This is a genomic window from Bacillus sp. AF62 (genome assembly GCF_050312695.1).
In the GTDB taxonomy this organism is placed as follows: Bacteria; Bacillota; Bacilli; order Bacillales; family Bacillaceae_G; genus Bacillus_A; species Bacillus_A cereus.
On sequence record NZ_JBNPJZ010000108.1, the window covers coordinates 1 to 12,784 of the forward strand.

Sequence of the window (12,784 nt, forward strand, 5' to 3'; positions counted from 1 at the left end):
CTTGAAAATAGCAGACAGAGTTGCTTATTGGCAGGTGTAGCGATTTTATTAAAAAGATTTTAAACAGGTTCTAAGAGTGCTCTTTTATGGACTACTCTTGTACGTTAATTTAAACAGCAAGGTCACTCACCTTTTTTTGCTAATATCTTTAAGTATTCATATCCTTCTCTTGTAATCAGTAGTTCTCTACCAATCATTTTCACGCTATCCTTCAATAAAACATTGGAATGCCTTATCCATAAAATATATATATATTTAGGGTTTTTACCTAGCTTTATACTCGCCTCACGAGCCGTTAAGATCTCATTCCATATATGTAACAAAAACGTTCCACCTCCCAGCGCTTTAATTTACTTCAATCATCAAAAACCATACAATATTATTTTTGTGAGGCGCTACAACTTTTTATCGTTCATTTTCTTTTCTACATTGCTGCTGTCTTTGTTGCTCTTGTCTATTTACTTCCACTTCTTTTTCTTTTCCTAAACTTCCATACAGTAAATTTCGTTCTTTTGTCAGTAATGACAATTTATAATGTAATTCAGATTCATCAATAATACCATAATTCTTTTTGAGATAGTTCATATCACGTTTTGCAACATCATACTCTTTAAATTCATGATACCGTTCTTGTTTAAATGCCATTTTATTTTCAGCTTTTTTATAAGCAACAATTAAAGGATGACTCTTTTTATAAGTGCGGAAACAGCCCTTCATTTTATTTAATCTAAAAATCTCATTATCAATACCTAAAAGTTGCTTTTCAAAACTGTCAATTAACGCTTCCTTATTTGCTTCAATTTCCTCAAGTTCCGTAATCGAAACATTGAGTTTATACAGCTTAGAGCTTAATTCATTTAAGTAATTAATATTTTGCTTAGTAGCCCACCTTTGAAGCCCCTTATTATTTTTAAATTTCTCTTGTGACTTATCAATCCATTTCCTGTTGATTATACTTGTTTGGACTGGTGAATAATCTTTGTTTTCTATTCTGTATTTGATAGAGGGTTCCAGGTAATTAAATCCCATTGTTTTAGTTCGCATAAACTTCCCTGACTTCGGATTCATAAATGATAAATATTTCCCCTGTTTATGCTCATATCCTTCTTTTTGCATTAAGCTTAAAAATTCATTGAATGCATTTGATTTTGATATGTTTTTATCAATTATTTCTTCTAAATTTCCTTTGAAGGATTTCTGCTTTGATCTGGCTACATACTCGTTAAAAGCTAAATATTTTTTTCTTCTCTTTCTGCCTTCTTCAATTATTGACAAACCATATTTTTCGGATATTTTATCATTTTCTTCTCGTAATCTATCCAAAGTGTTTGCACGCTTTGTATCGAACATTTTTAATTTATTAAAATCAATATCATTAAAAACAATATGATTGTGTAAATTATCAGTTTCTATATGTGTAATGACTGTATATTGATGATTTCCTTTCAAATAATTATCAGCAAATTCTACTCCATATTGATGAACTTGTTCTGGTGTTAGATTATCGTCACTATCAAACGATTGAATAATCATTCTTGCACTCACGTTTTTATTACAATTATTCTTTTCATTATAGTCAACTAAAACACTTCTAAAATCCCTTTCTATTGTTTCAATAGAACACTCAAAGGATGTGACTAATTCTTCGTTTGTTTTGTGCTCTTGCATACCGTAATTTATGAAACCGTTTAAATTCTTGATTTTTTGTATTTTAACAATAGACATTGTAATCAATCCCTACCTAATAAATTTCATATTCATCTAATATATCTTTCAATTCAAACCAATCATCATCTTCAAAAATATTATCAAGTTTGGATAACTTGAATTTTAATTTCTGTGCGAAAATAAATATGCTATCGGCCAATTTTATTAATTGATTATCATCTAACTTATATAACGTATCTCCATATAAATATTGCCATACATATTCTGTTACTTCCTTAGCTTGTTCAGGCGAGTTTTCTATAGATTCTATAATATAAAGAAAATCTTCTTTTATCTTTTCATATACTTCTTCTAATACTAATTTTTTGGGTATTTGAATTTGATTTTCGGATAATGATTCTATTAATTTTTTCTTCTGTTTTTTAGTCAAGCTATCGCTATTAAAATTGGTTTTCAAATCAAGTAATCGGTCATATTCTTTATGAATTATTTTTATGATTTTTTTCTGATTAACTTTAAGGAAATCAATATCATGATCCGTGTAAATTCCATCTGTATTAATCCTTCTAATTAGGCTATTTATATTCTTACCAATGTAATTTATTTCTTTAGTTAAATCCCTGTAAATCTTCATATCTACTTCAAGTTTAAAATGTGTTTTTGCACTATCAACAAGAAATGCAGATACCGTTTTATATCCTAATTCTTCTGCTTTATTTTTTATCATTTCTTTATCTTTTTCACCTAAAGTTATTTGTAGATATGTTTTATGAATAAATGTCATAATTTCACCACCAGTTTTATAATTAATCGAGCGAAGCGACAACCGTTTTAAAAGCCTCAAAACGGTAAAGGTGCTAGGAAACCTCCTAGCACGTCAAAAACAACGTTTTTGGGGATTACCATGGTAATCCCGTAGCTTGCCTTTTGCTAAAACCTCAATATGTATTTCTAAAAATTATATCATCTCCGTCCAAAAAATGGTATAATTCAGTTAAATACTTTATACAGGGGTTGGTCTGAAAATGGTTTCTGTAGATGAGCATACACAGATCGCAATAGAAGTCGTAGCACAGTCTTTGAAAATATCAGAACAAACTTTATTACGTCTTTTAGAAGCTTTATCAAAATTACTGGAAAGTAAAGAACAAGAACCAAAAGATTTTATATTTGATGATAAGACTAAAATTGGAAAACAAAAAATTAGTGATCTTATGAAAAAACTGGTGGCATAGTTGCTTTAGATGAAAATTTAACAAAGCAACAGTTAAATGATTATCAAAAAGAGTTAAAAAAATTAGGCGTGGATTTTTCTGTTGTGAGAAACGGTAAAGAAGATTATTCTTTCTTCTTTTCAGCAGCGCAGGCTAATGTAATTGAAAAAGCATTAAAAAATATTGTTGAAAGAAAAGGTGCGGTATTAGAAAAAGAAGAAGTGAAGACAGCAGAAAATGAGTTGAAAGAAGTTCGCCAAGATTTAACACCAGAACAAGCCGAAAAAGTAAAAGAAGTTTACGATGAAATTACAACAGCAGAAAAGAACGAACCAAAAGAAAATAATATTAATTATGATCGTTTGTCAAAACAAGAAAAGCTTCTTTATGCAAAATTAGAAGAGCTTGATGAAATCAAAAGAGGTTTATACTCGCAAGAAGTGAATCGTGTTGAAAAGCTGTTTGAAAACCGTTATAAACAAGATGTAGAAAAGGAGCCGAAGTTAACGAAAAAAGATACGAATAAAGAAACAACTGAAGTTGAAATACATGCTAAAGATGATAAAGAACAAGTTAAAAATATGTTAAATTCATTGAGCAATGATGAACAAAAATTAATGCTTCAATATACAAAAGTTATGAGTGAAAGTTTAGATAATCATTATGCGGATAAGAGTTCCTATGTGGAATCAAATAAATTGGATGAGATGAAGAAAGATTTCACTCCTAAACAAATTGAAAAAGTGAATACTGTTGTTAAACAAAACATTTCTTCTTTTGGTGAAGCAGATGGCAAAGTTAATGTTGATAAATTTTATAGCATTCTTAATGATATAAAGCAAGAGCATGCAAAAAAAAGCAGAAAGGAAATAGATACCGCTAAACAAAAGAAAGTTGAATTTTCAATGGATGGCGTTAAAGATCTTGATGCCAAAATCAAGAAAGAAGAAAAAGAAGTATCGAAAGATAAGAACAAGAAACAATCAATTAGTCGATAAATCTTTAAAACGATAGATATATTTTTATCTATCGTTTTTTTAAAATAAACTTATCAAAGAAAAAGATGATGGGAATATAGAATTTTCCTCATTTAATTTGGAAGATAAAGAAAGAACAACTCCTACTCAATCAATCACATATACCTCCTTTAAAGATTTGTTTGAAGACCAATATAAGGAATCCTTTTTGACAAGTATTGAATCATTAGATTTGAAAGAAATAAATAGCAAAGTAGGGGCTGATACATTAGATACTATAATGGCTAAAGATCCAATCATTCGTATTCGTTATGAAGAAATCACCAGAGAACGGGATCTAGATAATGCTGGAACACCTGACCGTATAGATATAGACGACACAAAAAATTCTGTACAAACAGTTGGAGATTTAGACAAAGTAAAAAGCTCAACCAATAAAGAAACTGAAGAGGATAATGAAGAAAAGAGAGAGAAGAAAATAAAAAGAAAAAGTTATGATATGGAATTATAAAGGAGCAAATATCTATGAATATTTTAAAATGGATTCTAAGAACATTTTTAAAGCTATTGATATTCACCGTTACCATTTCATTTGCAATCATTAAATTTGTGATACTTTTCATCCTTTTATTTCTTACACTCGGACGGATTGGTTCTAACATGACAAAATTTTAAAGAAGAAATGAACTAACTTTCCCTCAAGATGGATATACCACTGTATAGAGTTCGTATGATCATTTAAAAGTCTGAATATTAAAAATAATATTGAAAAATACACCTTATCAAAATAAGAAGTTTTGCTATCTGATAATATATATTATAAGAATATTCCCTTTATTAGGGTGATAGGAGGATTATATGAACGTTCAACTAAAGGGCAATGAACAACTTACTGAATTACTCAATGAATGGTATTTACAAATTCGTTCCAGGAATAGTGACAATGCTAATCGTTTAAAAAACGAGATCGAAAGTTAAATTAGTAATATACAAAACAATCAAGATTTATTATTTTATTACTCGCTCCTTAATTTCCGTCATAAATATCTAATTAATAACATGGGTATTTCTAAAAATAGTTTTGACAAAATCGAAGATTTCAACACTCCAAAAGAAGACTACCTAGCATATTACTACCACTTTTTTAAAGCCATTCATTCCAACGCAGTTGGAAGCTATAATTTAGCAAAAGAGCATTATGAAAAAGCTGAAGTTCTACTAATACACATTCCTGATGATCTTGAAAAAGCTGAATTCTATTATAATTTAGCCATTTTTCATTACCATATTCACCAAGCTCTTTTCGCTATAAAATACGCAAATATATCCCAGGATATATTTGTTAATAACGCTGATTGCGAATTAAAAATTTCCTATTGTAATAATCTTTTAGGATTAGCTTGTACTCACTTAAACGAATTCGAGATGGCAGAAGAATATTTCCTCGCAGCAATAGACTTATTTCGTACATTCGGTAACGAAAGAGATATATTAATCGCTCGTCAGAATTTAGGGTTAATGTATGCTGAACAAAAGCAATCTGTCTTGGCAGTTCGTTATTTATCTGAAGTAAATCAGAAGATGTCAAGTAACTATAGAGCACTTTTTGTTGAAGCTAAGCAACGCCTAAAATTAGGAAAAACAAAAATTGCATCAGAGCTTATAACAAAAGGACTACATATTTGTAAAGAATTAGAGATACTGGAATACCAATATCACTTTGAAATTCTTAATAACTTATGCAATAAAAATAAAACTGAAATTTTAGAAAATAATATCTTAGCAGGAATGGACTACTTTAACCAAGAAAAACTATGGGAGTATATTCAAGAATATTACGAAATTTTAGCTCTTAAGTTTCATAACAATACTCAATTCGAAAAATCTAGCACATATTTCCATTTAACTTATCAGGCAAAAGAAAAATTTTTTAGCAAAGAGGTGTTAAAATGAAGCTTTTAAAATTAAGTTTAGTAAGCCTTATCGCTATAGGTATTTTTACAATTGGAAATCCTTCAATCGGATTAGATGTCCAACAAGCTAGCAGTGCTGTAGTTAGTTATGCACATGGTAATACTGGCTGAGGGTATTACTCACAAAAAGAGAAATAGCCGTATTACATTTGTAATGCGGCTATTTCCCTTTTCTCCTTTTCAAAAAAAGTTTTTTGCATTTTTCTTTACTTCTTCATATGTTTCTAGCTTATTGTTTTCTGTTGAATGTTCTTCTTTTATCATCTTTTGAGCTTCTTGTTCTATTGTTTGAATTTGCTGGTTCGAAGCTTCTGTACTCATTTCTTTTAATACTGTTTTTTCATCTATTCTTTCCTGATCTGTATCAACAAAGCTACTTGATGAACGAGTATTAACTCTCTTCGCAACGGCATTAATAAATGATTCATCTTGTAGTAACAAAACTTGTTGCAGTTTTGTTTGATTATCGAAACTTCCTAAATCACCTGTTCCAATTAAACGAATGATAAAGCTAACCAATGTATTCAATGAGTGTGAGATATTATCTTGGTTACTATGCCACTCTTTAAAACTTGGATCATCTGTCATCTTTTTAAATTTCCAATTATATTGTTCTTGTTTCATTTCGACTCACCTTTTTACATATATGACGTATTTTTCTACTTTGATATTTGTTTTTTTAATCAATGATTTTTCTCAAAACATTCATACCTTTTGGATTTAATTCTATTGCATATTTTTCTGGAACATATAATAACATCATACCCGTTCTTTTACACAACCTTAATAATTCATCATATAATTCTTCTTTCAACGAAATACTACCACCTCCGTACACAGCTAATACCTCAGCCTGACCGCCTGTAGCATTCGTGAATTTATCTTCTATATCTTCTTGAATTAATTCCGCTTGTTCGAATCTTGTATTGTATATAAATTCGGATGCATCCTCATAGTATTTATCATTTTTATTTAAAAGAATTTCAGTAAATTGCTGTCTCTTAAAATTAGTTGTTCTTTCTTTATTTAACAAGGTACACGCTTCTTCAATTGCATGACCAATTCCTCTTCTTTCACCAGAACAACTGTCTAAGACTGGACTTAAACCATCGGTAAAAATATACTCACTTGTTCCTTCGCCAATATCCGTATGTAGAATTTTTTTATCTTTAAAGAAGTCTCCTGTAATCTCTTTATTATCTAAACAATCTTTGTATAGTTCCTGAAACTCTTTGAACATTTCATCTGGAGCTTCTGTAATCGCATATAACGCTGCTAATGCTTCCTTTGTAACTCGTACTTTAGAGCATTCAACTTGTACTGTGATAGGTCTGTCACCGACATAGATGATTACCACATGTTTATTCTCTGTAAATCTGTTTACAAGGAATTGAGCTGTCTTAGGGGTATGTTGACTTGCAGGAATAGCAGTTATTAAATCTATATCTATATTCAATACATCAGGAATTGCTTTTGTCTCTTTATATACTTTTTGAATCATTTTTGCTCCAATAACACTTAATGTATTAATAATTGGAAGATCTTCTTCATGTTTATTGGCAATCTTAATATTCATCGCTTTCATTTTTTCAGAGTTTTGCATGGCACGTTTCCCGATTAAAAAACTTCCATTCCTTTTAATTGCACTACTAGATACATGAACATATAAATTCTCCAATAAATTTAGTACATTCTTATTTTCATCAGATTCATAGGCATCCATTCCCCCATGAACACGTTGAAAGACATTTGGTACAGTTACGTATTCATCATTAATAAAAATTTTCAAATTACTATTTCCGAGATCAGCTTCCACATTCACTTTAATTTTTTCTACCACACTAAGATTTTCATTTGTCATTTCAGTTCCTCCCACCATTTTTATTCTAAATAACAACTATAAAAAATAAAATTTATTTCACTTTCTCCTTACACCCTTATTATACATCAATTTTATTCCATTTTCAATATAAATATAATAAAATTTATTCCATATATATTTTATCTTTATGTAAAACGGAAATAAATTTTATTCAGTGCTCTATTTTTATTTTCGTTTCACATGAAATGAGTATAAATTTTATTCCATTTTTACACGTTTCATTCTGTGCAAGTTTTTTGAATGCAGGGAGTGGAGTGTGTAGATGCAAAATTTCATGAAGGTTGTTTCTATTTCCATATAAATTGTAGTCATTCCCCGTATTAATCGAACGAAAAATAAGAAACCCTCCATCATACTTGGAGAATTCCTTATTTTAAAACCTATTATTCTCACTATCAAACAATAGTAGCGTACACATGGTATCTGTCCATGATACCGGACTGAGCGTTCTTTGCGAGGGAGGATAAGGAATGGACAGATTCGTCTATCCCAAACGCTAGAACCTATTGCAAATAGGCTGAAAGGGCTTCCCAACCTGTTTGCCTGGCAAGCGCCGAGCGAGTTCCCTTCCAAGACTGGAAGGGGTTGGGGCTAGATGATTTACTTCCAGAATTGCCACCATCTTTTCTTTTTTTGCTTCTGTTGTTTTGTTTCTAATACTTCTCGCAATGTTTGTAGCAACCACTCATCTCGTTTTTTTATGCTTTCATCGACATATTTCCGCAATCCCTCCATTTCTTTCCGGATCCTTGCTATCTCATCTACTGTGTCAATTGGTGAAGAGGTGTCCTGAGGTTGTTTAATTTGTTTGTGTTGACTGTCCACGTTGTCCATTGTGTCCTCACTATTGTTTGAAATGTTTACAACGTTGTTGTGGACGTTTAAAACGTTTAAAACACATTCGGAAATTGTCCCAAAACCTTGTTCATGTAACTTTATCATCTGTTTAAATAGCTCTACATCACGGGTTGAATATAATATTCGGCCATTCTTTTTACTAAAACTGTGTCCAAGGCGTCTGAAGTGTACTGTATACGTCCGCAATGTACTTGGAGGTATGTTTAGTTTGTGTGCAACGTCCGAACTGTTTAATGGACGTTGTGGACGTTGTAATGAGATTACTTGACTCATACAATCAACTCCTAATTAAAGTTTTAGAGATTAAGTCAGTTGCTGTAGCAATTCTGAGAGATTTATGAAAACCCTTGTGCTTCGCTAAAACTAGTCGAATTTCCCTAAAAGTTTTAATTCTATTTACGAGGTTTGTCAGAATTCCCTATAAAATTGTAAATGTATGAAAAATAAGCTTTTTATTAATTTTTCATTTGTTTATGTATAGATTCATTTATTAAATAATAATTTCAATCACTATATAAAAGTTTCAATAATAATATAAAAGATACAAATACTATATAGATGAAAAGAAAAGCTTGGAAACTCTTGTGGCTCTAAGGTTAGATAAATTGACTAAAAAATTGAATCGAAATACTAACTTATCCATAACTACAACTACAAACTATCCAGTTTCACACAAGTTTTATAACAATGTATTAAGGTTTACACAATTTAATTAATAAATTACTAACAATTCCACAAGTATTTAGACGTAATTTAGTATATGGAAGTATAAAAAAACAGTAGGGGAAGGAAAATCAAACCTACTGTTTTTTTGAATTATAGGGTAATAGAAAGATTGTCTATTTTATTTCAACATGACAAATAGCCCTGTCCTTAGTGTTTTTTTGAACAAGGCTCATAATCTATTCATTTTTAAAATTTAAGTAAGTCTGAATGCATCAGGTACATCAATATCATGAGAAATGAGTTCCAGTACAAGTGCATGACGTGTATCATCGTCTAAATATCGTTCCGCCCATGGAATAAACGATTCACGCAGTTTTGCTCGGACCATGCCACCAAGTGATTTTATTTTTTCTCCAAGTACTAAGAAACTTTCACATTGATCCATTGCATAACTCATGGTATAAGTCATAAAATCATCACGAAGTTGTTTGTTTTTAATATATGTAGCGATTCGTGATACTTCTCCTTTATAAGAAACAACAATGTCTTTACGATCTTTAGTGGTTAATGCTATCCCAATGGATTCAAGACGGGCTGTTGCTTCTTTACGCATTTTAGCTTCAGTTTGCTTAATTTCAGCTAGGTCATTTTCAATCACACATGCAGGATTCATGCTAACCGTAAATTGAGTGATAACGATTTGTTGAATTTTTTCACGTATACGAGCTATGCGTCCTTTACGTGGGTTCCGAACCTTTTGTATAGCAGCATCAAATTTAAAAATTGGCGAGATAATTTTTAGGTAGTTACGTACCTTTTTCGCATTGCGTCCTAAACGTTCCTTTAAGCCGTCCATGTTGCGAGGTAACGTGTATTTTTCAATGGAATCTTTACTCTTAAATTTAAGTTCACGAGTGAAATTATTACATAGATTTAAAAGTTCAATGATACCTTTGCTGTCACGATGGGAAACTAACTCTTTTAAAATAGAAGACTCTAACAATAAGTTAGGGATTCGAAAATATGAAAGTTTTCCATCATTATCTTTTGTTTCTTTTGCTGTCCGATTTAATCTTGCATAGTTACAAATTTCATACACTGGAATTTTTCCGTTAATAAAAATTTCTCTAACAAGTCCAGAATGAAGTAAAGCTTGGAAACCTGTATGAATAGTTGTATAGGGGATATCAGATTCATTCGCGACAGTAGATAGTTTGAAATCGCGAGGAAGTCGCCCTAAATCATTTACCTTATAGTGAAGTAAAATGTAAGTGGCTAATGCTGATGAAGGCAAAGCATATTCTCCAAGCTCGTTATTTTTGATTAAATATATACGAAGCTCATCAAAAAACTTTGGCCCATGCATGAGGAATTTTGATTTTTTATTTTTTTTACTGAATTTCATGTTTGTCTTGAAAGTTCGTTTGTCCAAATGAATATCGCTAGTTAGATCCATAGCGGTTATGTTTTCAAAACCAGTTGCCATAGAAAAAAACCTCCTATTTTTTACCACCGTAAATGCACAGAAAAATGCTGGAAAAGTAGAGGTTTTTATTCACATTATAATTTTTACATGCTATAATGGTTATGTAGCAAGTATAATTATAAAAGATAAACCCCCTACTTTCATCGGGTTTTTAATTGGTTCACCGGCCAAAGTGAATTTACCAATTAAAAATGTGTGCGGTAGGGTTTATTTTTTGTTTTTTTACTGTATCATAGTTGTTTTTTATGTATATGTTCTATTGTATAACTATTATTGAAGGATATCAATAATAGTTATGGTTTTATTTAAAGCAAATATCATATAAATTTTAAAAATCTCTAGTTATTACTAGAGATTTTTTATTTGATATTTAATGTATTTTGAAAATGTTTTAAAGTCAACTAATAATTTCTCTTGTTTATATCCCAAGAATTCTAAATATTCATTCAAATCGTTTTCTATGGATTCTTTTTTATTTATAGGTAGATTATTTAGTTCGTGTTTTAATTCTTGAATTAAGTTTTGTAAAGATGCAGTACTATTGTTATTTATGTTTGCAACATCTTCTGTGTAATCAGGAGGTGTTGGTACAGCATCTTTTAAAATATGCTGTTCAAATTGTAATTCATCAGTTTTGCCAAGTAAATAATCTGTACTTACTTCTAATGCTGTAGCAGTTAAAACTAGAATATTATATGGAGGTTCTGAACCTTTATTCTCCCAATTAGATACAGTTGTTTGAGGTAAGGGAGATCCAGATAATTTACTAATTTCCTCTCCTAATTGTTTCATACTCCATCCGCGATCTAAGCGTAACGTTTTTACACGGGCACCAAAAATACTCATATTTCAATTCCTTTCTAATTAATATCCTATAAAGGTGTGCATCTAAAATAGTTAAGTTGCAACTACATTAGATGTACTTCCTAAAAAAAACTAAATTACAGTTGATTTCGCTTTTGAAGTGATGTACAATGTAGTTAAATCAAAAGAAAGGAGGTTGAATTAACTATGTTATACCAAGAAAGGGTAAGTAAATCAATTTCTTTAGAAAAGCTTTCCCAAAAAATACACATTAAACCCCAAGTATTACATGCAATTGAAAAAGGAAAATCTGGAGTGAATGCAGAACGAGCAGAAAAGATCTCTGCTATTTTCAATAAACCTGTAGAATACTTTTTTATACCGACTTACTATAGAGTTCGCGAAGAAGAAACTTCATAGTAATTGATTACAAAAAGATGAAATTTAACTAACTTTCTAGATTAATTATAGTAAAAAACATTCAAAATTCAAATAGAATTACTGGTTTTTGAAAACTAAACACATATATTAATGGGCTAATAAGATGAGAAACTTCCAACATCTATACGGCCCAATTAACCATTTTAACAACACTTTATATTTCTTTTTAACGATATAAATAAATAAAACGATGAAAGGGGTATTTGTTTATGTTTTTGAGACAAAGTATAGAGGGGGTGTACATCAATCCGTTTACTTTACCAGAGGTGGGAGCGGAAGTGAAGAAAAATAACGTAATCTTTGGAAAACCTGGGAGAGGTAGAAAGTTCTACTTAATGCAAGAGTTAAACCGATATGCAGAAGATTTGGTAGTTTCTAGCAAAGCGTATCAGGCTGTGGAACAGGCGACTGTTTGGAAAGACACGGTGGTAGATCTTTTAGCAAGTACGGTACTGTATCTGGGTATGTTTCCGAAAGAAAAGGGATTTTTAGCTGATTTACAAATGTTCTTTACACAAATGGAAAAGAACCCCTATATATGCTCTCATATTATGGACGTATTACATGAGAGTCATCCATTTTACCGAGTTATGAAGCGGTTTGATGGACAGATTCCTAAGGAAGCGATGCATCTTACTCTACAGATTCTAGATGAACATATACAAGGGCAGAAAATATGAAAATGAAAGTACTTAAGGGTATGGGACAACAGAAGTGTACGGAGTTGATGTATGACGATGTTAGAACCTGTTTAAAATCTTTTTAATAAAATCGCTACACCTGCCAATAAGCAACTCTGTCTGCTATTTTCAAGT

Annotated in this window: 14 protein-coding genes and 1 pseudogene; 7 read left to right on the forward strand and 8 right to left on the reverse strand. The window is 30.7% G+C overall.

Features of this window, described 5'->3' with window-relative positions:
* Positions 1 to 122: 122 nt before the first annotated feature.
* The 3 genes from ACQRBL_RS27625 to ACQRBL_RS27635 all read right to left on the reverse strand — a co-directional run bounded on the left by ACQRBL_RS27625 (position 123) and on the right by ACQRBL_RS27635 (position 2,452).
* Positions 123 to 323: a hypothetical protein gene (locus tag ACQRBL_RS27625; RefSeq protein ID WP_000902463.1), complete on the reverse strand. Its 201-nt coding sequence runs from the start codon at positions 321 to 323 to the stop codon at positions 123 to 125.
* Between the two features lie 82 nt (positions 324 to 405).
* Positions 406 to 1,725, reverse strand: coding sequence for a relaxase/mobilization nuclease domain-containing protein (locus ACQRBL_RS27630; RefSeq protein ID WP_411996355.1), 1,320 nt, complete (start codon positions 1,723 to 1,725; stop codon positions 406 to 408).
* A 16-nt stretch (positions 1,726 to 1,741) separates the two neighbouring features.
* On the reverse strand, positions 1,742 to 2,452 hold the full coding sequence (locus tag ACQRBL_RS27635) for a hypothetical protein (protein WP_000142775.1): 711 nt from the start codon (positions 2,450 to 2,452) through the stop codon (positions 1,742 to 1,744).
* Positions 2,453 to 2,693: 241 nt separating this feature from the next.
* Between ACQRBL_RS27635 and ACQRBL_RS27640 the strand changes: the two genes are divergently transcribed.
* The 5 genes and pseudogenes from ACQRBL_RS27640 (at position 2,694) to ACQRBL_RS27660 (ending at position 5,943) form a co-directional block, all read left to right on the forward strand.
* Positions 2,694 to 2,903, forward strand: coding sequence for a hypothetical protein (locus tag ACQRBL_RS27640; protein ID WP_000255365.1), 210 nt, complete (start codon positions 2,694 to 2,696; stop codon positions 2,901 to 2,903).
* An 83-nt stretch (positions 2,904 to 2,986) separates the two neighbouring features.
* Positions 2,987 to 3,880: a hypothetical protein gene (locus tag ACQRBL_RS27645; protein ID WP_002180784.1), complete on the forward strand. Its 894-nt coding sequence runs from the start codon at positions 2,987 to 2,989 to the stop codon at positions 3,878 to 3,880.
* A gap of 187 nt (positions 3,881 to 4,067) precedes the next feature.
* Positions 4,068 to 4,370: a hypothetical protein gene (locus ACQRBL_RS27650; RefSeq protein ID WP_411996354.1), complete on the forward strand. Its 303-nt coding sequence runs from the start codon at positions 4,068 to 4,070 to the stop codon at positions 4,368 to 4,370.
* A 347-nt stretch (positions 4,371 to 4,717) separates the two neighbouring features.
* Positions 4,718 to 5,812, forward strand: a pseudogene (locus ACQRBL_RS27655) (tetratricopeptide repeat protein).
* Complete coding sequence (locus ACQRBL_RS27660) at positions 5,809 to 5,943, forward strand: hypothetical protein (protein WP_000771185.1); 135 nt, start codon at positions 5,809 to 5,811, stop codon at positions 5,941 to 5,943. The pseudogene ACQRBL_RS27655 and the gene ACQRBL_RS27660 overlap by 4 nt, the downstream one beginning before the upstream one ends.
* A 69-nt stretch (positions 5,944 to 6,012) precedes the next feature.
* Here the strand turns inward: ACQRBL_RS27660 and ACQRBL_RS27665 are convergent, their stop codons facing one another.
* From ACQRBL_RS27665 to ACQRBL_RS27685, 5 genes are all read right to left on the reverse strand, one after another.
* Complete coding sequence (locus tag ACQRBL_RS27665) at positions 6,013 to 6,456, reverse strand: hypothetical protein (RefSeq protein ID WP_000808209.1); 444 nt, start codon at positions 6,454 to 6,456, stop codon at positions 6,013 to 6,015.
* Between the two features lie 55 nt (positions 6,457 to 6,511).
* Positions 6,512 to 7,693, reverse strand: coding sequence for a ParM/StbA family protein (locus ACQRBL_RS27670; protein ID WP_000180607.1), 1,182 nt, complete (start codon positions 7,691 to 7,693; stop codon positions 6,512 to 6,514).
* A 621-nt stretch (positions 7,694 to 8,314) separates the two neighbouring features.
* Positions 8,315 to 8,845: a MerR family transcriptional regulator gene (locus ACQRBL_RS27675; RefSeq protein ID WP_097984939.1), complete on the reverse strand. Its 531-nt coding sequence runs from the start codon at positions 8,843 to 8,845 to the stop codon at positions 8,315 to 8,317.
* A 646-nt stretch (positions 8,846 to 9,491) separates the two neighbouring features.
* Positions 9,492 to 10,724, reverse strand: a complete 1,233-nt coding sequence (locus ACQRBL_RS27680) for a hypothetical protein (protein WP_023523702.1) — start codon at positions 10,722 to 10,724, stop codon at positions 9,492 to 9,494.
* 348 nt (positions 10,725 to 11,072) lie between these two features.
* A complete protein-coding gene (locus tag ACQRBL_RS27685) occupies positions 11,073 to 11,570 on the reverse strand; it encodes a helix-turn-helix domain-containing protein (RefSeq protein WP_023523701.1) in 498 nt (165 codons plus the stop codon).
* 165 nt (positions 11,571 to 11,735) lie between these two features.
* Here ACQRBL_RS27685 and ACQRBL_RS27690 point away from each other — a divergent pair, with 165 nt between their 5' ends.
* Both ACQRBL_RS27690 and ACQRBL_RS27695 read left to right on the forward strand, forming a co-directional pair.
* Positions 11,736 to 11,948 (forward strand): helix-turn-helix domain-containing protein, encoded by a 213-nt coding sequence (locus ACQRBL_RS27690; protein WP_000966774.1) that lies wholly within the window; start codon positions 11,736 to 11,738, stop codon positions 11,946 to 11,948.
* 230 nt (positions 11,949 to 12,178) lie between these two features.
* On the forward strand, positions 12,179 to 12,649 hold the full coding sequence (locus ACQRBL_RS27695) for a hypothetical protein (RefSeq protein ID WP_000479843.1): 471 nt from the start codon (positions 12,179 to 12,181) through the stop codon (positions 12,647 to 12,649).
* Positions 12,650 to 12,784: the final 135 nt, after the last annotated feature.

Coding starts and splice junctions, on each gene's coding strand:
- ACQRBL_RS27630 (WP_411996355.1), bottom strand. CDS start 1,725: ATGTCTATTGTTAAAATACAAAAAATCAAGAATTTAAACGGTTTCATA.
- ACQRBL_RS27635 (WP_000142775.1), bottom strand. CDS start 2,452: ATGACATTTATTCATAAAACATATCTACAAATAACTTTAGGTGAAAAA.
- ACQRBL_RS27695 (WP_000479843.1), top strand. CDS start 12,179: ATGTTTTTGAGACAAAGTATAGAGGGGGTGTACATCAATCCGTTTACT.
- ACQRBL_RS27675 (WP_097984939.1), bottom strand. CDS start 8,845: ATGAGTCAAGTAATCTCATTACAACGTCCACAACGTCCATTAAACAGT.
- ACQRBL_RS27670 (WP_000180607.1), bottom strand. CDS start 7,693: ATGACAAATGAAAATCTTAGTGTGGTAGAAAAAATTAAAGTGAATGTG.
- ACQRBL_RS27685 (WP_023523701.1), bottom strand. CDS start 11,570: ATGAGTATTTTTGGTGCCCGTGTAAAAACGTTACGCTTAGATCGCGGA.
- ACQRBL_RS27680 (WP_023523702.1), bottom strand. CDS start 10,724: ATGGCAACTGGTTTTGAAAACATAACCGCTATGGATCTAACTAGCGAT.
- ACQRBL_RS27690 (WP_000966774.1), top strand. CDS start 11,736: ATGTTATACCAAGAAAGGGTAAGTAAATCAATTTCTTTAGAAAAGCTT.
- ACQRBL_RS27640 (WP_000255365.1), top strand. CDS start 2,694: ATGGTTTCTGTAGATGAGCATACACAGATCGCAATAGAAGTCGTAGCA.
- ACQRBL_RS27660 (WP_000771185.1), top strand. CDS start 5,809: ATGAAGCTTTTAAAATTAAGTTTAGTAAGCCTTATCGCTATAGGTATT.
- ACQRBL_RS27665 (WP_000808209.1), bottom strand. CDS start 6,456: ATGAAACAAGAACAATATAATTGGAAATTTAAAAAGATGACAGATGAT.